General features: G+C 55.9%; 13 protein-coding genes. 10 read left to right on the top strand and 3 right to left on the bottom strand.

Annotated elements, in window-relative coordinates; all coding sequences use genetic code 11:
- Positions 1 to 130: 130 nt before the first annotated feature.
- The 3 genes from D7Z26_RS25595 to D7Z26_RS25585 all read right to left on the bottom strand — a co-directional run bounded on the left by D7Z26_RS25595 (position 131) and on the right by D7Z26_RS25585 (position 5,869).
- A complete protein-coding gene (locus D7Z26_RS25595; protein ID WP_147423903.1) occupies positions 131 to 2,458 on the bottom strand; it encodes a hypothetical protein in 2,328 nt (775 codons plus the stop codon).
- Positions 2,459 to 2,595: 137 nt separating this feature from the next.
- On the bottom strand, positions 2,596 to 4,146 hold the full coding sequence (locus D7Z26_RS25590; RefSeq protein WP_120979881.1) for a response regulator transcription factor: 1,551 nt from the start codon (positions 4,144 to 4,146) through the stop codon (positions 2,596 to 2,598).
- A 10-nt stretch (positions 4,147 to 4,156) separates the two neighbouring features.
- Positions 4,157 to 5,869: a sensor histidine kinase gene (locus tag D7Z26_RS25585; protein ID WP_120979880.1), complete on the bottom strand. Its 1,713-nt coding sequence runs from the start codon at positions 5,867 to 5,869 to the stop codon at positions 4,157 to 4,159.
- A gap of 208 nt (positions 5,870 to 6,077) precedes the next feature.
- On the opposite strand from D7Z26_RS25585, the gene D7Z26_RS25580 reads away from it, so the two are divergent.
- From D7Z26_RS25580 to D7Z26_RS25535, 10 genes are all read left to right on the top strand, one after another.
- Positions 6,078 to 7,103, top strand: coding sequence for a serine hydrolase domain-containing protein (locus tag D7Z26_RS25580; protein ID WP_158602447.1), 1,026 nt, complete (start codon positions 6,078 to 6,080; stop codon positions 7,101 to 7,103).
- A gap of 135 nt (positions 7,104 to 7,238) precedes the next feature.
- Positions 7,239 to 8,567, top strand: a complete 1,329-nt coding sequence (locus D7Z26_RS25575) for an ABC transporter substrate-binding protein (protein ID WP_120979878.1) — start codon at positions 7,239 to 7,241, stop codon at positions 8,565 to 8,567.
- Positions 8,568 to 8,641: 74 nt separating this feature from the next.
- Complete coding sequence (locus tag D7Z26_RS25570; RefSeq protein WP_120979877.1) at positions 8,642 to 9,526, top strand: carbohydrate ABC transporter permease; 885 nt, start codon at positions 8,642 to 8,644, stop codon at positions 9,524 to 9,526.
- On the top strand, positions 9,526 to 10,353 hold the full coding sequence (locus D7Z26_RS25565; protein WP_120979876.1) for a carbohydrate ABC transporter permease: 828 nt from the start codon (positions 9,526 to 9,528) through the stop codon (positions 10,351 to 10,353). Before D7Z26_RS25570 ends, D7Z26_RS25565 begins: the two co-directional genes overlap by 1 nt.
- Positions 10,354 to 10,372: 19 nt before the next feature.
- Entirely contained in the window at positions 10,373 to 12,337 is a 1,965-nt protein-coding gene (locus tag D7Z26_RS25560) for a glycoside hydrolase family protein (RefSeq protein ID WP_120979875.1), read from the top strand.
- 13 nt (positions 12,338 to 12,350) lie between these two features.
- Positions 12,351 to 13,829, top strand: coding sequence for a M81 family metallopeptidase (locus tag D7Z26_RS25555; RefSeq protein ID WP_120979874.1), 1,479 nt, complete (start codon positions 12,351 to 12,353; stop codon positions 13,827 to 13,829).
- Positions 13,830 to 13,895: 66 nt separating this feature from the next.
- Positions 13,896 to 15,635 carry a dihydroxy-acid dehydratase gene (gene ilvD, locus D7Z26_RS25550; protein ID WP_120979873.1) on the top strand — a complete coding sequence of 580 codons (1,740 nt, stop codon included), beginning with the start codon at positions 13,896 to 13,898 and terminating at the stop codon, positions 15,633 to 15,635.
- A complete protein-coding gene (locus tag D7Z26_RS25545) occupies positions 15,632 to 16,393 on the top strand; it encodes an SDR family NAD(P)-dependent oxidoreductase (RefSeq protein WP_120979872.1) in 762 nt (253 codons plus the stop codon). The genes ilvD and D7Z26_RS25545 overlap by 4 nt, the downstream gene beginning before the upstream one ends.
- A gap of 11 nt (positions 16,394 to 16,404) precedes the next feature.
- Positions 16,405 to 17,775, top strand: a complete 1,371-nt coding sequence (locus D7Z26_RS25540) for a GH39 family glycosyl hydrolase (RefSeq protein ID WP_158602446.1) — start codon at positions 16,405 to 16,407, stop codon at positions 17,773 to 17,775.
- Positions 17,772 to 20,987: a glycosyl hydrolase gene (locus D7Z26_RS25535; RefSeq protein ID WP_158602445.1), complete on the top strand. Its 3,216-nt coding sequence runs from the start codon at positions 17,772 to 17,774 to the stop codon at positions 20,985 to 20,987. The genes D7Z26_RS25540 and D7Z26_RS25535 overlap by 4 nt, the downstream gene beginning before the upstream one ends.
- Positions 20,988 to 21,004: the final 17 nt, after the last annotated feature.

The following is a 21,004-nucleotide window of genomic DNA, read 5'->3' as shown; positions in this document are numbered from 1 at the left end:
TTCTTTGCGCATTAACCAAGAGCAAGGGAATGCCGGCGTTCGTCATAAGAAGGTGGTTTGGAGAGGGAATGTATTATTTGGCATAAGCGTGCACCAGGAAATCGTTCGGGTGATTCTGAACCGATTCGTTTTACATCGAAGTTCCCGACCAATACGGCGCCATCTTCTCGTCGAAGCTGAAGGACGGAGCGAGACTGATCGTTGGATTCCAAAACGTCTTATCGTTGGAAGGCTCCCCGTTCGCATCGATCTTGAAATAGAGGGCATCGCCCGCCGCTACCGTTGCCGTAAAGTCGTGCGATGTTCCAGTCAAGGTTGTTACCGACGTATCTCCCCATATTTTGGTCCCGTTCTTCCAGATGCTTGCGATAACGCCGTTGCCGGAGGCGGAGTCGTACTTCCGGACGGTCCCCGTAATCCGCACGGTGCCGGACGAAGGTGAGACCCATTTCCGCTGCGATTGAATTCCGATTGCCGGATGCTGCCAGTCGTCCCCGATCAACAGGTTGTTTACGGATCCCGACCAAACGCCCGAAGCGCCGTTCCACGTCATATTCGTTTCGGCGCTCCCGTTGTTTTCGACATAACGCCAGCCGTACATGCCTTGCTGCGGACCGAAGTCCGTGTTCGCCGTGTAAGCCGTCTGTTTGATTTCCTCGACGACCGGATTCCAAGTCGTCTTATCGTAGGAGGAATCGCCGTTGGGATCCAAGACGAACGCGATCGTGTCGCCCGCATTAACGCTGACTTGCATGTCGTGTTGGACGCCGGTCGTAGTCGTGACCGTCTGCGCCCAGATCTGGGTGCCGTTCTTCCAGATGCTCGTGATGACTCCGTTGCCTAGAGCGGAATCGGTTTTCTTGGGATTACCCGTAATTCGGATATTTTCCGAGGCCGGAGCCGTCCAAATACGCTCGGTTACATATCCGGTCGCGGGATGCATCCAGTCTTCGCCGACGAGCAAGAATGTCGCGCTACCTTGCCAGGTTTGATCGGTATTGTTCCAAGAGAGATCGCTGATCGTCGAGCCGTTGAATTGCCTGTAGGTCCAACCGTTCTTGCCCTGAGTGCCGCTGAAGCCCGTGGAGGCGTAATTCAAAATATTGCCGTTCGGAAGTTTGACGGTATTATTCGAAAGGGAATAACTGCCCGTTGGCCAGTATTCGTTGAATTGGGGCGTGCGCTCGACGATCATGTTGAGCGCTTGCGCCCGGCTTGTCTTGACGATCGTGTTGCCCGATACGGTGCCCCCGTTCGCATAGTTGTACTGCTGCACCAAGAAGGCCGCGTGCGGGTTGCCGTCGTTGTTGATACCGTTATTCTGGAAAACGTTGTCGATCAAACTCGTATTGACGTTCTCGACGCCTCCGCTCCACTGGGGATTGCGGTATACCATCACAGCTTCGTCCGCATTGTCGTGGATGAAGCTGTTCTTTACGGTGACGTTTTTGTTCAGTCCCTCGTAATCGATGCCGACGCCGTCAATACCGTTCGGAGAATAGGTATAACCGATTTCAACGTTGTCGGCCACGAAGTTCTCTACGGCGTTGAATTGCAGGCCGGCGGTTCCCCACGCCATGCCGTTGATGCCGGAATTAAGAATGACGCTGTTCTTCATGAGACCGATCGGAGTCCCGGAGTAACCGACGTTTATGCCCGTCAGCTGAACGCCCTCGTGGTACGAATCGTTCGTATGGATTCCTTCGAGAGACACGTTGTCTGCTTTGCGGATTTCGAGCGGCCCGTCGGTCCGATCGATCGCGACATTTTTGACCGTGACGTTTTTTAGTCGCTGATTGGAAGGCGATGATTCGTCCAGATGGGTGTAGATACCTACCGAATAGGACATGATCTGTAGAGCGGCAAGCCGATTATCGGCAGATGGAAAAGGGTTCATCGGCCATTTGACGATGTCGTGGATGTAGCAGTCCTCGATCCATAACCCGTCGCGCGTCCCGCCGGTATCGTTGACGTATACGATGCCGCTCTTGGCGTAACCGATTTCGAGTCCGTTGATTTTCCAGCCGGCTGCATTATGAAGATAAACGGCGTAGAGCAAGCCGTTCGCGGCGAGATTGGTTGGATTGGCGGCGGGAATTGCGGCCACGGAAGCATAGGGAGTAATGGCGGGCTTGGCCGTTCCCGTTCCGTACGAGGAGAGCGTGATCCAGTTGGACGAAGTGCCGTTGCCGTTCAGATACAGCGTTTCCCCGGTCCAAGTATCGCCTTTCTTAAGCAAAACGGAATCGCCGACGCCGAAAGTCCGGGAAGAAACCTTGCCAAGCGTCTTCCAGGGAGTGGCGGCGCTAAGCCCGTCATTCGAATCGTTGCCGGAGGAAAAACTGACGTAATACGTCTGCGATGAAGCGTACGCGATGGGAAGGTCGGTAAGTCGAGGTGCGGTAAGTAGCAGTACGAGCGCGAAAACGATTGCCATACGCCAAAACCTTGAATTCATATATTCAGCTCCTCTTTCAAGTTGACGGCCGCCGTGCTATTCGTTCGGCCGCTCTTGGTGCGAATTATAGCGGAGAAAATCGGGAGGAAGATATGGATAATCGTTCGGAAGACATGGAATATTGGACAAATAAGGCGTTAATCTCCGCTAGCGGCGCTGCGCGACCGGAAATCGCTCGGACTCATGCCGATTGCCGTCGTGAACACCCGGCTAAAGTAGTTTTGGTCGGGGTAACCGACCATCTCGGCGATCTCCTTGTTGCGCATGCGGGGATAGTAACGCATGAGATCCTGCGCTTTGCGCATCCGATAAGAAGTCACGTACTCGACGAACGACTTGCCCGTATAATCCCGGAATAGGTTGCAAAGCAGCGTCTTGGAGACATGGAATTGCTCGGTAAGCAACGGAAGGGAAAGCGGTTGGCCGATATGCGAGGCGATATAAGTCTCGATTCGGGCGAACAGCCGGCTGAAATCCCCGTTTTCTTGCTCGGCCTCGTCCCATTCGAAGACGAGCGCCAGCATGGAAAGGAACCCTTCGGCGAGTTCCGGCAACGTTCGGGCCGTCTGCAGAAGTTCGTCGATTCGCGCGTCCCCGTCCCCTGGTTCCAGCCGGCTCGAGTCGCCACTATTCCGCTCGATTCCGGAGACGATTTCCTTCATCCTTTTGCCGATGGTTTTCATGGGATAACTGCCGTTCTCCCAGCTCCGAAACAGTCCGCGAATGAACGCTGACGCTCCGGAAGTGTCGCGCGAGACCATCAGCTTGTCCAGCTTGGCCCGTTCGATATCCGAATAGGGGGCAGTCAAAGGCACGCTAAGGCCGGACAACTCGAAATACGATGGCTTGCCGATAACGATTCTATCGGCCAGAGCGGTTCGCAGAGTAGGGACGAGACGGTTCAACGTTAGAATATCGGCAAAAGCGTCGCTGTAAATGATGGACGGTCTTATGCCATCGCTGGCGTAATGGGCGGAAACGGTTGCCAGAATGGCGGACAGGTCGTGCCCGTTCGCATCGGTCAGAGCGAGCACGATCAGCCGCGACCTTCCGTCGTCGAGCGGAATGATCCAGGAAGGCTGCCCGGTTAACAACGGTCTTAAAGCCTCTTGCAGCACCTCGTTGTCCTCTTCGATATTAGGCGCCAGCACCGGATATTCGTATACGGATTCTCTATTGCGTATGAAAAGCGCGCGATAGTAAGGATGGACTAGCGCCCGGAGCGCGGCTTGGACCGTGGTTTCCTCCAATTGGGGAGAAGCCAATACCGCCTGCAGGCAGTCCCTGGCCATTTTGTTGCTACGGCTGCGGCATTGCAGTGACAGCTTGTCGAGAATCGCTTTTAACGCTTGCATTTCGATCGGTTTGAGCAGATATTCGGAGACATTGACGCGCATCGCTTCGCGCAAATAATCGAAGGAAGGGTAAGCGCTTACGATGACGACGGGAAGTTCCGGATAACGTTGCCGGATGGCCTTAGCCAGTTCAATGCCGTCGAGCGCGCTCATGCGAATATCCGTGAATACCGCATCGGGCTTATCCTTGGCGATAAAGTCCAGCGCTTCACGGCCATCGTAACATTCGCCGGCGATGGCGATTTCGACCCCCGACTCGGAGCCGGCGATCGCCAGCTTCTTCTTGAATTGCTCGATGTAGAAAGGTTCATCGTCTACAATCAGGATTTTCATGTGAAGTCACCTACCCGTTGATTAATCCCCGCATCGTAATTTCCGCTCCGCCGTCCGGGTGATCGCCGATCTCTACCTGAAGCTTGCTTCGGAACATGAGCTTGAGCCGGACGATCGTGCTGGTCAGGCCCATGCCTCCCATTCCCAGCTTTACCGTATCGAAGTCGGAATTCAAATGATCGAGCGCCTCCTGAACTTTGAGCCGCACCTCTTCCAACCTTTCCGAACCGAAACCTGCTCCGTTGTCCCGGAAGCGTATTTCCCACTGTTCGCCGACGAGCCGTCCCGTCGCTTCGATATGAAGCGGGTGGGGAATGCCCGCGAATCCGTGGTTGATGGCATTTTCCGAAAGCGGCTGGATAATCAGCTTCGGCACCATCATGTGCAGCATATTTTGATCGAAGTCGAAGGAGTAAGTCAGCCTATGCATGTAACGCGTCTTCATTAGTTCCAAATAGCGCATCGAGAAGGACACTTCCGTATCCAAAGTCGTGACCGGCGAATCTATGGAAATCGAATAGCGCATGAATTCGGACAAGCTGCGAGAAATCGTCCGTACTTGGGGGAGTTCTCCGTTCTCGGCGGACTCTTGAATAATGCCGAGCATATTAAACAGGAAATGCGGGTTAATCTGCGCTTGAAGCGTATCGAACTGGGATTGCAGCTGCGTCATACGGAATTGCACGATTTGTTCGAGGGAATGCTGCAGTCGGGAATTCATATTGCGGAAGGACCTGTTAATTCGCTCGATCTCGTTGACCTTGTACTTGTTGTCGATATTGAGCCTCTTGTCTTCCAGATCGATAGAGTCGATCGCTTCTTTTAATTTGACTAGCGGCTGGGTGAGCAGTCTGGACAAGTAATAGTATACGAGCAGGGAGAACACGACAAGCACGAATAGGGTAGCCAATGAGAAATTGCGGAAAAGAACAAGCTCGGACAGGACGACGCGGCGAGGAACGGTCAGAGAGATCGTCAGATTCGCGGATTCGATATTTTTCCGGAAGACGTACTCGTTCCGCCGCGGTTGAGAAGCATCGCCGGCCGCGCTATCGAAAAGAATACGATCGCCGTCGGACAAAGTGAGGATGGCGCCCGATATCGAGCGAATTTGGTCGAGAGGCAGCATATCGCCCGCGCGAATTTGCATTTCGATGACCGCGATTTTATCCTGCCTCGGGTTAAGCAACCGGCTGAAGTTGAAAACCGGCGAGGCGCCGGTATTTGCCCAACGGTCGTGAGCCGAATACCGTAAAACCGTCTCGCCCGCGGAATGCCGGATTTCCTGCAATTCGAAAGAGTCCGGATAAGCCTTCGCGACGGACATTTGAGCTTTCGGATTGGAATAGACGACATCGCGGGATGTAAAGATCGTGAGCCGGTGAATATCGTTGTATATAGAAGTGACGAGACCCAGCAAACTGTAGACGGCTTGCACGGATTCGACCTCGTCGAAGGAGCCTTTATCGTTTTGTAGAATTCCCAAGTGTTGAATAATGGTGCGGTTGTTCGAATCCGTGCTCAGGTAAAGCTGTTTGCTGATGTTGTCGAATTCCTTCAGGCGGGCGTCCAGCTTCTCCGCAACGTTCCCGACCGTTTCGTTCATCGTGTTGAGGGCGTTTTTCTCGATTCCTCGTTTGAGATAAATATAAGTGGGAACGCTTGCAAGAATGATAATCAGAATAAAGACGAGGGAATAGAAGAAGAAAAGTCTGATTTGCAACGGATTGCGTATTCTCAGTCTGACCACCCCTTGGTTTTATTTTAGCACATACCCAAGGAGAAATAGCCGGTAGGAACTAAATATGGTCAATAATCCAGAACGGTCGAACAATCTTCCATATTTCACGAGAGATCGATTATTGTATAGTACAAACAACGCTATTTTTCCGGGAAGACAAGGCGACGGGATAGGATCGGAGGCGATCGGGATGATACTAACGGCGCATGCGCCCAGGTTGGATTCGTATTTCCATCGGCTGATGGAAGAGGATTTAAGTCCTTGCTTGTCTATCGGATATTTGGATTGCTCAAGGGAAATTCGCTATGCCTTCACGGGGGGATATTCCGCGCCGGAAGGCTATGAAAGGGCGGCTGTCGACGGCCGGACGCGTTTTAATGTCGGATCGGTGACCAAGATCGTAACCGCAAGCCTAATCGTCAAGCTGATCGAAGAGGGGCTGCTTACCTTGTATTCGCCCGTGAGATCCGTTATTCCGGAATATCGTTTTCCCGACGTAACCGTATGGCATCTGCTGACGCATACCGCCGGTTACGATGGAATCGACGAGCCTTGGCCGAACAGGGAAGACGCGGAAGCGTATTTGCGTCGAATTTACGCGATCGATTCCCGTTCGTATACGCCGGGAGAACGCCAGATTTATTTTACGCAAGGGTACACGATACTGATGGATATGATCGAAAGGTTGTCGGGAAAGCGGCTGGAGGCTTTCGCCAGGGAATGCCTGTTCGATCCGCTCGGGATGAAGGATACGACGTTCGAGACGCCGCTTTTGGAAGAAGGCACGTTCGTACTGCCCTGGAACTACGAGACGGGAAGCGGTATGGGCGGATTACGCAATGCGGCCGTGACCGGGGATAGCGGTTTGTATTCCACCGTATCCGATCTGATGCTGTTCGCGCGATTGTTCCTTCTCCGGAAACACGGGGACCCAATCGTTTTCTCGCCGGCCGGCGTCGATTTGATGCTTCGCGAGACGACGGGGGGCCGATTCTCGAAGACGCCGATCGCTTGGCGGAAGTCGGACGTCGACCCGCACGGATGTTTCGGCGACCTGCAATCCCCCGCGTGCATCGGGCATCCCGGGTTCACCGGATGTATGCTGTCGATCGATCCCCATTACGGGACAATCGGCGTTATTCTGAGCAATAGTCCGCGAATCCATAGCGACTGGCGCAATTACAACAAGATCTGGAACAAGCTGATGACGCTCTGACCGAACGACCGTCCGCAAATTTGTCCAAAAATCCAGATCGACCGAACAATCCTCTATATCCTGCAGGGCATTCCGTTTGCAATAATGATCATGCATCCAAATTGATTGAAAATTCAGATTATTGGAGGTCGTCGCTTGTTAAAAAGAAATGGCAAGTTAGGAATGACGTTATTGGTAACCGCTATCATGATTTCGATTCTGGCCGCGTGCGGAGGAAACTCCAACAACGCGTCTTCGCAAGAGCCAGCCGGCTCGCCTTCTGCGGGAGCGTCCGCTCCGAGCAAGAAACCGGTCGAAATGGTACTCGCTACCTTCAACGCTTGGGGAGAGTCCGAAGGGCTTAAGAGCGCCATCGCCGCATACGAGGAGTCGACCGGCAACACGGTACGCGTCGACGTCTACCCCGACGATCAGTTCATCAACATCCTGAAAACCAAAATGTCGACCAACGACGCGCCGGACCTGTTCATGGCCAACGCCGGCGACGGCTTGATTCCCTTCTCCTTCCTTGAACCGCTTCAAGGACCGTGGGTGGACAAGACGCTCGACAGCGTGAAACTCTTCACGGCGAAAGACGGCGTAGCGTACGAAGCCTATGCATTCCCGCTTGGATATTTCGGCGCGATCTACAACAAGAAAGTGTTCGAGAAGGCCGGAGTCAAAGTGCCGATGATGAACTACGCGGAATTGATGGACGGATTGAAGAAGATTCAAGGGACGGGAGTCACGCCGATTTTCATCCCGGGCAAGGACAGCTGGACTTACCAGATGCTGCAAGCCGTCGGCGGCGTATTCTCGGTCACCGACGAAGATGCGGCGAAGATGGCAAAGAACGAGACGAAACCTTCCGAGATGCCCGGCTTTATGCAGTTTGCCGAGCGCATGACTTCGCTCGTTCCTTATACGAACAAAGACCATCTGTCTCTCTTGATCGCGGATGGCTATCAAGGGCTGCTTGACGGCAAGTACGGAATGACCGTTCTCGGCGACTGGCTGTACGACGATCTTGCCAAGCTCGATGCCGAGAAAGTCAAGGATCTGGGCTTCATGCCGTTCACGATGGACGACTCGAAGATCAGCGCAGTCGTTAACTTGTCGGGACGCGCGCTGGGCGTACCGCTGAACAGCAAACATAAGCAAGAAGCCAAGGATTTGGTCAATTATTTGATGGAACCGGATCACTTCAACTTGCTGGTTAAACCCGTGCAGGGCGCGGCGCCTTACAAGGACTACAACACCGAGAAGAGCGTCTGGCAGCAAGAGATGGACGGCTACATTGCCCAAACCGGGATGCCGGTCACGCTCGACGTTATCCGCCAGCACTTCCCGACTTTCCCGCTCGGTACGGATGCCGGGAAACCGTTCCTGGATATTTTCAACGGCAAAGACATCAAGAAGGCTTTCGATGACTGGTATACGGACTATGCGCAATATAACCGCACCGTCCAAACCCCGGGCTGGTAATCGGCTTAGCAGTTAAACACGCCGCCGCGAACCGGGAAACCGGCGCGGCGGTTCTATTGGAAAGGAGGTGCGGCATGCGATCGAAAGGAATATCCGGGCAATATTCGGTGCTGTTCGTCCTTCCGGCTTTTTGCCTATTCAGTCTGTTTTTCATTTTGCCTAATTTATCGGGACTCGTCATGGCGTTCACGAACTGGTCCTCCTACTTCCCGTTGCATCCCAAATTCAACGGTTGGCGAAACTTTCAAGACTTGTTCGAATCGCCGGTGTTCGCGATATCAGTGCGCAACACGCTCATTTTCACGGCTGCCACGACCATTGTGAAAATCGTCGTCGGTTTCGGCTTGGCCCTCATCTTGAACAACGGCGTCAAATACAAAAATACGTACCGGACGATTATTTTCTCGCCGTTCGTATTTAATCCGCTCGTCATTGCTTATGTGTTCAGCGCGCTATACCAACCGACATTCGGACCGATCAATACGCTGCTTCGGCACGTCGGGCTCGGGTTTTTGGCCCAGAACTGGTTGACCGACACCAAGTATGCCATGACGGCTATCTGCGTAATGGATATATGGATGTCGATCGGCGCGATCGTCGTCATTTTTCTGACGGGCCTACAGTCCGTGCCGAAGGAATACTACGAAGCCGCTACGGTGGACGGCGCGGGCGGAATCAGCAAGTTCAGGCACATTACGTTTCCTCTTACGATCTATTCGCTTTGCATCAATACGATTCTCTGTCTCATCGGAGGCGCGAAGGTATTCGGACAAGTATACGGTTTGACGAATGGGGGGCCGGCGGACGCGACGCAAGTGTACGGCACCTTCATTTTCAAATCTTTCTCTTCGGGCTTGTTCGGATATTCCGCTGCGGCGGGCTTGCTGTTCACGATCGTAATCAGTCTGGTCAGCTTTATCACTCTCGGTTTGTTCCGCAGACTGGAGGTCGATTATTGATGAAGCGAACCTTTAAGTTCCGTTCCGCAACCTGGCTTCTGGAAGCGGTCATGGTTGTTGTCGCCCTATGTTACCTCATGCCTATCTGGATCGTCGTGGTCAACTCGCTTAAAGACACGCTCGGCGCCAACCGACTCGGTTACAGCTGGCCCAAAAGCCTCCATTTCAATAATTACGCTCAAGTATTCGCGAAGTCCAATGCGCTTCAAGGCTTGACGAACGGCGTGTTTATCGGCGTCACGGTCGTCATCCTCGCCGGATTTCTGGCCGCCATGGCGGCGTATTACATCGCTAGAAAAGGCTCGGGATTCGCCAAGTTTACTTCGCTCTATTTTCTGACGGGCATTATCGTGCCGACGGCGATCATCCCGACCTACTTCACGATGCTCGTTCTGCACCTGAACAACACGTATCTGGGTATTATCTCTATATTTGTCGCTTATACGCTGCCTTTAAGCATCTTCCTATATACCGGGTTTATCAGGACGATCCCGCGGGAGATCGACGAAGCGGCCATCATAGACGGCAGCCGTCCGATTCAAATGTTTTTCCGCATCGTTTTCCCGCTGCTGGCTCCGGTCACTGTCACCGTTATCGTCTTTAACTTCATCGGCGTCTGGAACGACGTTACGACCTATCTTTACTTCGCCGGGGGAGACAAATGGCCGCTTCCTATGACGGTTTTTAAATTTTACGGAAAGTTCAGTCAAAGGTGGGACCTCTTATTCGCGGATATTATGATCGCCATCATCCCATGCCTGATATTCTTCGTTGCGGGTCAGAAATACATGGTAGCCGGCATTACCGCCGGTTCGGTCAAATCCTGAGCGCGATGGAGGAGAGAACATGAACTACGCGGAGAGCCGGCATGTTCGGCATTGGCACTCCCACCCTCTGATCGGGGATCCTTCGTTCGACACTTTCGCCGAATATTCCGGCAATCCGGTCCACGTCGGAGTCGGCGTATGGGATTGGCCGGTTAACGGATATTTCTTCATCGATCCCGTATCCGGAAATTGGTATTTTTACGTAAGCCTGTATTCGAAAGGATATGTTCATCTCGGAGTTATTACGCTTCTGCGCTCGACCGACGGAGGGGCAAGCTGGCACAACACCGGACCCGTATTCGACGGCAGGGGGCTGGCCGATCGTTATACGCCGAAAGATGCGACGCTCGCGACTCTCGATGCTTCCGTCGTGTACGAGGACGGAATCTACCATATGATTTACGGCTGGGGCTCGCTGAAGGAGGAGCAGGGGGGCATCGCATATGCCTCGGCTTCCCGACCGGAAGGCCCCTTCATTAAGCATGCGCATCCTCTCCGCAACGAAACGGATCAGCCGCTGCTTAAGGGGATGTACAAGCGAACTTACGCCAGCACGCTCATTCGGCGTTCCGAAGATTGGCTGATCGTCGCCATGATGAGCATGTCGCGCAATACGGGAGGCTCCTGGTCGCTGGCGGCGCTCGTCGCCGATCGGCCCGACGGTCCGTATGGCGATCCGGCGTTCCTTTTGTATCCGCAAAGCTTGAAGTATCATCCGGCGCCGCTAGAATTTTATCCCGCTTACGTGCATGGAGGTTACGTATACGCGCCCGCCACATCCGTCGGGAGCAATCGTTCCTATCAGGCCGTATTCCGGGCGGAGCTTGAAAAGGCCCATCTGGAAGAAGCTTGGGAGCTTCATCAGGAAGGCTCCTGCTGGCACTCTTTCCCCCGCGGCCATGAGCGATACGGCATATGGGGACAGACGTACTCCGGACAAGTAACCGCGGACGGGATGCTTCATGCGATGTATCCCGCGTTAAACGAGCGGGGCGAAGGGACGATCAACTCCGCTTCGCGTCCTTGGGCGGAGCCGTACGCGGACCGATTCGTGCTCTCCGCGAACAATGCGCCTGCCGTTAGTTTCGTCCGTAAAGGCTACGAGGAATTCGCGATGATCGCCGAGATCGTCAGTACCGGTTTATTTACCGTCGCGTGGGGCTGGAACGGACCGGTCGGTTCGACGGTCATGCCGCGTTGGGCGGACGGCGAGCCCGATCCGCGCATGTTCGCGGACGGTATCGGCCTTGCCGTTCAAAGCGGCGCGGTTGCCTTGATTCAAATCGCGAGGGACGGAACGAAGCGTATTCTAGCGATCGGGGGCGAAGACGGCGAGACGCTTTCCGATTGGGCCAAATCCGATCGGCATGATTACGATGATCGTCGTCCTTTCGGAAAGGCCGCGACCTATCGTATTACCGTCGTGCAAAGACAAGACGGATGCAAGGCGACGGTTAACGGTATCGAGATGGAAATCGGGCTGACCGCCGTACCTGGACGTATCGGTATAATCGCGAGCGGGGGCGTGATCGCCGAGTGTTCGCGTTTGGATATACAGGGGGAGGTCCGGGAGCATTGGGTCAACTTGCTGCCTTCGGAAGGACTGGCCGGATCGGCGCAAAGCCCGGATCGCTGGGAGCCGGAGGAGTCCGCCGACTATGTGCATGGCATCGGCTATTTTTCGGTCGATCGCCGGGGTTTCTCGGAAGAAATCGAGCATAGGCTCAAGTGGAATTTCCGCGGTGACGCATTCCGACTTCGTATGCCGGTGAAGGCATACGGCAGGGCAACCGCATATTTGGACGGTCGGAAGCTGGAGGAATTGGTTTTACGGCCGGAGGACGGGGCGGATACGTTTTCGCGCGTCGTACTTGAGCAGAATGACTTAACGGACGAGCATCATGCGCTGGTTTTGATATTGGAGGAAGGCGTCATGCGCTGTGACGGCTTCTCCTACCGGACGAGCCGGAATTCGAATAGATAGGAGCGAATTCGAGATGAGGGTAATCGCTGGCGGTTTTATTCAGGAAAGCAACACTTTCAGCAAAGCGGTACCGACCGTAGACGATTTTCTCCGTTATTATTTCGCGGCGGACGAGAAGATGGCGGAGGATCGCTCCGCGCGCAACGAACTGAACGGATTCTATCAAGCGGCGGAAGAGGAGGGCGTAGAGCTTCTTCCGACGCTGTACACGGGAGCGGTATCTTCGGGAAGAATCGGCAGGCAGACGTTGAACGAGCTGAAAGAAATGATGTTCGGCAGAATTCGCGGATCTCTGCCCGCGGACGGCGTCCTGCTGGCCTTGCACGGAGCATGGTCGGCGGAAGACGAAGACGACGTTGCCGGGGAGATTCTGGCGGATGTAAGAGAGTTGGTCGGTCCGGACGTTCCGATCGTCATCACGCTCGATTCGCACGCGAACGTTACCCGCCGGATGGTGGATATCGTCGACGCGCTGGTCGGCTATCATACCTTTCCTCATGTGGACTATCAGGAGACGGGCTATAAAGCGGCGAAACTATTGTTCGACCGGATTCGAGGACGATTGAAACCGATCATCGCGTATCGCAAAGTGCCGATGATCGTTCCCGCGGAAAATCAACAGACGTATCGAGGTCCGATGAGGGAGCTATGGGCGGAGGCGGAGATCGGGGAGAGCGACGGCAGCGCCGTCGAGACGTCGCTGTTCGCGGTTCAGCCTTGGCTCGACGTGAAAGAGATGGGCTGTTCGATTGTCGTCGTCGGCGAGGACCGTACGCGCGCGGAAGCGGAAGCCGATCGCCTTGCGTCGCTCATGTGGGATAAACGCCGGGCATTCGACGTTCGGTTGTATTCTGTGCCGGAGACCGTATCGCTGTTGGCCGACGGCCGGGAAGACTCGAGTCCGATGATCGTATCGGATTCGGCGGACAGTCCCGGAGCCGGTTCTCCCGGAGACAGCGTCCACGTGCTTCGTCAATTGCTCGAGTTGAACGCCCATAAGCGCTTTACGGCGATGCTGACGATCGTCGACGCCGCGGCCGCGCGGCTGGCGGTTGCCGCGGGAGAGGGAAGTTCGGTTCGATTGTCGCTAGGGCACTCGGTATCGACGGATTCGGGAACTCCGCTTGAAGTCGAAGGTACGGTTATGACAATCGGCAGCGGGAAGTTCCGGTTCGGGGACGGTTTCATCGAGAATCTCGAAGGAAATATGGGAACTTGCGCGGTTATCGCCATCGGGGGTATCTCCGTCGTCGTCATGGAACGGGCGGTGTTTACCGGAGATCCGGCGCTGTATCGCAGCGTGGGATTGGAACCGCTGAAGGCGGATCTGGTCATGGTGAAGTCGGCCAACCAATTCCGCTCGGAATACGAGAAGCTATCGAACGAAATCTATATTTTAGACACTCCGGGGGCCAGCACGGCCAATCTTCGCTCGCTCGTCTTCGACCGCGTGCCGAGGCCGATCTATCCGTTCGACGAGATGGACGATTGACGGATTCGCCGGTAGAACGAGGCGGCAATAGGAGCGAATCTAACAACGGGAAGAGGGATTGGCATAATGGAAGATCGCGTCTACGAGAGCCAGAAGGTTCGTAAAATCAGTTTCGAAGGCGATGCGCTGCGCATGTCGATGGATTGGAGCGTCGAGGATCTCGACAAGATCCAAGTGCTCGTGGAGAGCACGGCAGGCGCCAGCCACCCGAGCTCTTATCATCTGGGAGAGCTTGTCGCCGAGATCGAGAAAGGCGTCTATCAGTTCGGCGGTAAGCCCGCTATTTATACGGCGACGGATATCTGCGACGGAGTCGCGCAAGCGCACGGCGGCATGCATTATTCGCTTCCGTCGAGAGATCTGATCGCATCGATGGTCGAGATCCACGCGCTCGCGACCCCGTTCGATGCAATGGTACTTTCCTCCGCGGGAGACAAGGCGGTGCCCGCGCATCTTATGGCCATCGCGCGCCTCGATATTCCCGCGCTTCATATGCCGGGAGGGGCGATGGGGGCCGGGCCGTGCCTGCGGTCTAACGAAGAGTTATGGCATATGAGCGTCGAGGTCGACAAGGGGCAGATGACGAAGGAAGAATTTCTGGCATTCCAACGCGCATGCTGCCCGACTTGCGGCGCTTGCCAGTACATGGGCACGGCCGCGACGATGCAGGCGATGGCCGAAGCGCTTGGACTCGCGCTGCCTTGGTCGGCGCTAATTCCGGCGACGAACGCGGAAATTCGCCGATCCGCCCGGGATGCCGGCCAACAAGTCATGAGGCTTGCGCGCGCCGGGATCGTGCCTTCGATGATTTTGACAAAGAAGGCGTTCGAGAACGCGATTAGCGTGCATTCGGCTATCGGCGGCTCGCTGAACGCCGTCATGCATCTGATCGCGATCGCCCGGGAAGCGGGCATCGAGTTGCGGGCGGAGGAATTCGACGAGATTCACCGCCGCGTTCCGGTGCTCGTGGATACGAAGACGGCGGGGCACTATCCGACGGAATTGTTCTGGTACGCGGGCGGCGTGCCGTTCGTCATGAACGAGATTCGCGAGTTTCTTCATTTGGACGTCTTAACGGCTACGGGCAAGACGCTGGGGGAAAATCTGGACGACTTCAATAAAAACGAGATGCCGCGGTTCGCGGAGATGTTCCTCGCCAATTACAAGCTGAATCGCCGGGATCTGATTTACACCGTCAAGAAACCCCTTAAGCCCGAAGGCGCGCTTGCCGTGCTGAAGGGTAATCTCGCTCCTGCCGGCGCGACGATCAAGAAATTCGCGGTCGTCGCCGACATGCAGGTGCATCAAGGCCCGGCCAAGGTGTTCGACCGGGAACGCGACGCGGTCGACGCGTTGCTCGAGAAGCGTATCGTCCCCGGGGACGTCGTCGTCATCCGGTATCAAGGACCGAAAGCGGTCGGCATGCCCGAGATGTTCTTCATGTCGGAGCTTATCGCCTCCGATCCGGAGCTATCGCGCACGACATCGCTAGTGACGGACGGGAGGTTCTCCGGGGCGACGCGCGGACCGTGCGTCGGTTACCTCGGTCCCGAAGCGCTGGACGGCGGCCCGATCGCGGCGGTTCGGGACGGCGATCTCATTCGGATCGACATTCCGGGGAGAAGCATCGACATCGTCGGCATCGAAGGCGCGGAGCAGACAGCGTCGGAAATCGACACCGTTCTCGCCGAACGTTTGCGGCAGTGGTCGCCACCCGCGTTTCATCATAAGGGCGCGCTGCGCCAATATACGGCATTAGCCCTCCCCGCGCTCGAGGGCGGTTCGGCTTCGAGGGGCGGCCTATGAGACTATCGGGACAAACGGCTATCGTGACCGGGGCCGCCCGTTCGATTGGAGCCGCGATCGCCCAACGCTTCGCGCGGGAAGGTGCGAAGGTGGCCATTGTCGACGTCGCGAATCCCGAGCTGGCGGAGCAGGTCGTTGCCGAAATCGTGCAGGCAGGTGGCGAGGCGATGTTCGTTCGAGCGGACGTATCTCGTCGCGCCGATGTCGAAGCAATGGTCCAAGCGGTCGCGGGCCGGTTCGGCACCGTCGATATTCTCGTCAATAACGCCGGTATCGATCCGCGCAAAAATTGGCTCGAGATCACCGAGGAGGATTGGGATCGGATTATGGGCGTTAACGTTCGCTCCCAGCTTCTATGCTCCCAAGCCGTTTTTCCTTACATGAAAGAGCGGGGCCGCGGCAAAATCGTCAACGTCTCGTCCGTAACCTTCCTGACCGGTCAGCGTAATTTGCTGCACTACGTCTCGTCCAAAGGAGCCGTCATCGGCTTCACTAGGGCGCTTGCGCGGGAAGTTGGCGAGCACGGGATTACCGTGAATTGCCTTATGCCGGGCGCCGTGCTGACCGAGACGGAGCTGGCACGGTTCAGCGAGGAGGAACTGGACGCATCCGCGACAATGCTGGCTGCGGCACAATGCTTCTCCCGTCGGGAAAACGCCTCCGACCTCGAGGGCGCTTTCGTTTTCTTGGCTTCGGAGGACAGCGACTTTATTACCGGACAGACGCTGAACGTCGATGGCGGCTGGATGTTCCATTAGGAGGAAAAACGATGGCTGATCTCATATTGCATTCCGATCGCAAGACGTCCCCGCTCAAACGGGTGCATGGCGTAAACAACGGACCCGTTTGCTACGGCTCTTTGATGGATGTATCCGTCTATTACGAAAAGGCGGGCATCCCTCTCGTCCGGTTGCACGATACCAACTGGCCCAATCCGGGAGAAGTGGATATTCATACGATTTTTCGGGACATGAGCCGGGACGAGAATGATCCGGACAGCTACGATTTCTCCCGTACGGACGAATATATCGCCTCCGTATTGGCGACGGGTGCGAAAATCGTCTATCGCTTAGGGGAAAGCATCGAGCATACGAAAGTCAAATACTACGTGCACCCGCCCGCCGACATGGACAAGTGGGCGCGCATCTGCGTGAATATCGTTCGCCATTACAACGAAGGCTGGGCGAACGGATTCCATTACGACATTCGTTATTGGGAAATCTGGAACGAGCCGGACAACCCCGATCGGCAATGCATGTGGTCCGGAACGCCAGAGCAATATTACGACCTTTACCGGATTGCCGCGACCGCGATTAAAGCCCACGATTCCTCGCTGAAAGTCGGAGGCCAAGCCGCGACGATGGTCAACATGCCCTTCACGGAAGGATTCGTAGCTTATTGCCGCGAGCACGGTCTGCCTCTCGATTTCTTCACGTGGCACACGTACGCGGACGATCCCGGCCAGATCAGAACCAATGCGCTGAAAGCCCGTAAGCTGCTGGACGATGCGGGATATATCCGGACGGAAAGCCATCTCAACGAATGGAATTACATGCGGGCAGACGAGGGCGCGAACGATGAAATCTGGCGCCAGCTGTGGAAGCCGGGCGGCGAGACGTTCCGCCGCAATCTGTTCGAACGGCAGAAGAACGAAGAGGGAGCATCCTTCATCGCCGCCGTATTCGCCATGCTGCAGGATACGCCGGTCGACGAAGCCAACTATTACGACGGGCAACCGCATGAGCTATACAGCGGCTTGTTCGATGCCTATTGCATTCCGCAGAAATCCTATCGCGTGTTCGAGAAATTCGAATCGCTATCGGCATACCCTAACCGCGCGGAAGTGTCGGTGTGCGCGGAAGGACTGTACGCGTTGGCCATGACGTCGGAGAAGGGACAATCCGTGCTATGGGTCAGCAACTTCGGCGGCGAGAGCCGGGAATATACGGTCGAGCTGGAGGGGAGCGCGGCGGCGCATTCGACCTTCGCGGAGTGGGAATTGTTGGATCGTTCCCGCGACTTCGGCGTCGTAGAACCGGCGAGCCTCAAGAACGGGCGGGTCGAGCTGCACCTTCCGCGGCACTCGGTACTGGTGCTCCGGTTCGGAAGCCCGGCCGTCGGCGGGAAGGCTGCGGAATGAACGCGGAAGAGAGCCCGAGTATGACCGGGAGAGCCGAACTTGCTCTTCGCGATCATTTTCGCGATCCGGGCGCGGAATACCGTTCCAGCCCTTTCTGGGCGTGGAACGGCCGGTTGGACGCCGTAGAACTGGTCCGACAGGCGGAGCAAATGAAGGAGCAGGGCATGGGCGGCTTCTTCATGCATTCGCGCGAAGGGCTGGAGACGGAGTACATGGGCGAGGAATGGATGAATTGCGTCAGGGAAGTCGTGGCCGCGGCACGCAAGCTTGGGCTTCGCGCTTGGTTATACGACGAGGATCGCTTTCCTTCGGGAGGAGCGGGAGGACGCGTGGCATCGATGGGCGACGCTTATCGCGCCAAAGCCGTGACGCTGGAAATGAGAGACGCCCCTCCCCGATCGGATGATGTGGGGATTCTGGCGATATTCCGTGCGCGGTTGCGCGAGGGCACGACCCTCGTTTCTTTGGAGCGCGTATCCTTCGGGGCGGCCGAGCAGGAACAATCGAAGGCGATGCGCAAGGATCGCCAACAGGACGCTAGAGACGGGGGGGCCACGGTATGGCTGGCGTTACGTAGCGAAGTTTCCGCCGGCAGCGAGTGGTTCAACGGCGAGGCACCGGTCGATAATCTGAATCCGGAAGCCGTCTCCGCTTTTCTCTCCGTCACGCACGAGCCTTACAAACGGCTTATCGGTCAAGATTTCGGCAGCGCGGTTCCCGGTATTTTCACCGACGAGCCGAGCATCGCCGACTTTCACTGTCGCTATGCGGAGGGAAGACCTTGGCTTCCGTGGACGGAGGATTTCGGCGACCGGTTTCTGAAGGAGCGAGGTTACGATCTGATCGAAAGATTGCCTTACTTGTTTCTGGAAGGGGAGAAGTCCGCCAAGACGAGGCACGATTACTGGCGAACGATTTCCGAACGGTTCGAGGACGCGTATTCGAGGCAGATCGGCGAATGGTGCGAAACGAATGGACTTGCTTTTACCGGACACTATCTGATCGAACATAATCTCGGAATCTCTACGCGCGTCACCGGCGCGGTTATGCCGCATTACCGTCATCAGCACGTTCCCGGAATCGACGTCCTGGACGAGAAAACGGAGGAATGGCTGACCGTCAAGCAATGTACGAGCGTTGCCCATCAATACGGACGCAAACACGTTCTAAGCGAGACTTACGGCTGCTGCGGGTGGGACTTTACCTTCGAAGGCCAGAAGTGGATCGGCGATTGGCAGTTCGCGATGGGCGTGACGATCAGATGCCAGCATTTATCGCTATACAGCCTTAACGGCTGCCGTAAACGGGATTTCCCGCCGGTATTCGGCGAGGCTTCCCCGTGGTGGAAGTACAACCACGTCATGGAAAATTACTTCGCTAGACTTTCGGCGGTATTAAGCGACGGCGCTCCGATTCGCGATTTGCTGGTCATCCATCCCGCGTCGACGGCGTGGACGATGGTGGGTAGCGATCCGCATTCATATTTGCAATGGGAGGATCCGAGCCTGCTTGCCGTCAACGCTTACGAGGCCGAACTCGTCCGGACGGTGAAGACGCTGCTTGGGCAGCACGTCGACTTCGATTTCGGAGACGAAACGATCATGGCCGATGACGGCGAAGCGAGGGACGGGAAGTTATTCGTCAAGAACGCTCCTTACCGCGCGGTCTTGCTTCCGGCTCTTCGCACGGCTCTTCGCTCGACCTTCGAGCTGTTGCGGAAGTTCGCTGACGAGGGAGGGTTGATCATCGCGATCGGAGGTCTGCCCTATCTGATCGACGGTGAGCCGTCGGAAGATTGGCTTGCGCTGGAGCGGCATGCCGGTTTCCGCCATGCGGAGGACGTCGGTAAAGCGATTTCGATTATTGAGGGTTACGGGCTCCGCAGAGTATCGTTGAGAAGCGAATACGGGCTGGAGCTTCCCCAGCTTCTGTACATGTTCCGAGAGCATGAGGAGGGTTACTCCCTATTCGTCGTTAACAACGATAGGACAACCGGCGCGGAAGCGGAAGTGCGGCTTTCTGTCCGGGGTGATCTAGAGGAATGGAACCCTTTGACGGGAGAGATCGTTCGGAAGACTTCTCCGGCAGTCACGTCGTCTAACGGCGGCATGCGTTTCGTAGAACGTTGGGGTGCGGCGGGGTCAAAGCTGTATTGGATTCGCAAGGCGGGAGAGCTAGAGCGATTGCCGTCCGCGGGCGCTGCCGCCGAACATCGCTTTACTTATCGTATGGCACATGAGATGACGATAGCAACGGCTACGTTGCCGGTGAGTTGCCCGTTCTCCAGGACGATGCCCAACGCGTTGCCGTTGGACTTATGCAGCTTTCGGATGAACGGAGAGCCGTGGTCCGAGCCGATGCAGGTATGGCAGGCGCAGCGGCAAGTACGGAATCGTCTAAGCATGCGGGACATCCATTATAACGGCCAACAGCAACGCTTTCGCTGGGCGTTGAATCCTCATGATCGGGACGGAGCGTTGGTGGATTGGAGATTCGTTTTCGAGCAGGGAGACGAATTGTCCGCGGACCTCTATATCGCCGTAGAGCATGCGGAACGGTTTCGGATCGTATTGGACGGCGATGATGTTCCCGTGCGCGCCGAGGGTTATTTCATCGATCGGGATTGGCTGAAAACGCGATTGCCGCATACGGGCGCGGGATCTCACGAGATCATTCTGTCTTGTCTCTATCGAAACGCGGACGAGATGGAAAATGTATATATCCTCGGCGATTTCGCGGTCGACGCGAAGAGGCGGATCGTGCGGGAACCGGAGGAATTAGCGGTTGGGGATTGGACGCTGCAAGGGTATCCGCATTATCCGGGCAACATCGTCTACCATTACCGGATCGATCTTAGCATGGCTCTAAAGGAAGCGTTAGGAAGCAAAAGAAGCTGCCATCTCGTCTTAGGACAAATGCAGGGCGTATGCGCGGAAGTCCGCGTGAACGGGCATTCCTCCGGCGTCGTGGCTTGGGAAGATGCAGACGGTCTGGACATCGCCCATTCGGTGAACGGTGCCGATGGCGAATGTCGGATCGACGTCGAAATTGCGGGAAGCCTTCGCAATCTGCTGGGTCCGTTCCATCAGTCGGGCCAACATAATCCTTGGATGGATTGGTCGTTTTTCGAACGCGGGGATGCCCGCGACGAGCCGGGTTACCGGTTAAAGCCTTACGGCTTGATGGCTCAGCCGAGCATTCATTGTTCATAAATTCGTACTTGGAATTA

It is taken from the genome of Cohnella endophytica (assembly GCF_003628305.1).
Taxonomy (GTDB): Bacteria; Bacillota; Bacilli; order Paenibacillales; family Paenibacillaceae; genus Cohnella; species Cohnella endophytica.
This window is presented reverse-complemented; position numbering and strand designations above follow the sequence as displayed.

Coding starts and splice junctions, on each gene's coding strand:
- D7Z26_RS25540 (WP_158602446.1), top strand. CDS start 16,405: ATGGCTGATCTCATATTGCATTCCGATCGCAAGACGTCCCCGCTCAAA.
- D7Z26_RS25535 (WP_158602445.1), top strand. CDS start 17,772: ATGAACGCGGAAGAGAGCCCGAGTATGACCGGGAGAGCCGAACTTGCT.
- D7Z26_RS25560 (WP_120979875.1), top strand. CDS start 10,373: ATGAACTACGCGGAGAGCCGGCATGTTCGGCATTGGCACTCCCACCCT.
- D7Z26_RS25570 (WP_120979877.1), top strand. CDS start 8,642: ATGCGATCGAAAGGAATATCCGGGCAATATTCGGTGCTGTTCGTCCTT.
- D7Z26_RS25590 (WP_120979881.1), bottom strand. CDS start 4,146: ATGAAAATCCTGATTGTAGACGATGAACCTTTCTACATCGAGCAATTC.
- D7Z26_RS25595 (WP_147423903.1), bottom strand. CDS start 2,458: ATGAATTCAAGGTTTTGGCGTATGGCAATCGTTTTCGCGCTCGTACTG.
- D7Z26_RS25555 (WP_120979874.1), top strand. CDS start 12,351: ATGAGGGTAATCGCTGGCGGTTTTATTCAGGAAAGCAACACTTTCAGC.
- D7Z26_RS25580 (WP_158602447.1), top strand. CDS start 6,078: ATGATACTAACGGCGCATGCGCCCAGGTTGGATTCGTATTTCCATCGG.
- ilvD (WP_120979873.1), top strand. CDS start 13,896: ATGGAAGATCGCGTCTACGAGAGCCAGAAGGTTCGTAAAATCAGTTTC.
- D7Z26_RS25545 (WP_120979872.1), top strand. CDS start 15,632: ATGAGACTATCGGGACAAACGGCTATCGTGACCGGGGCCGCCCGTTCG.
- D7Z26_RS25565 (WP_120979876.1), top strand. CDS start 9,526: ATGAAGCGAACCTTTAAGTTCCGTTCCGCAACCTGGCTTCTGGAAGCG.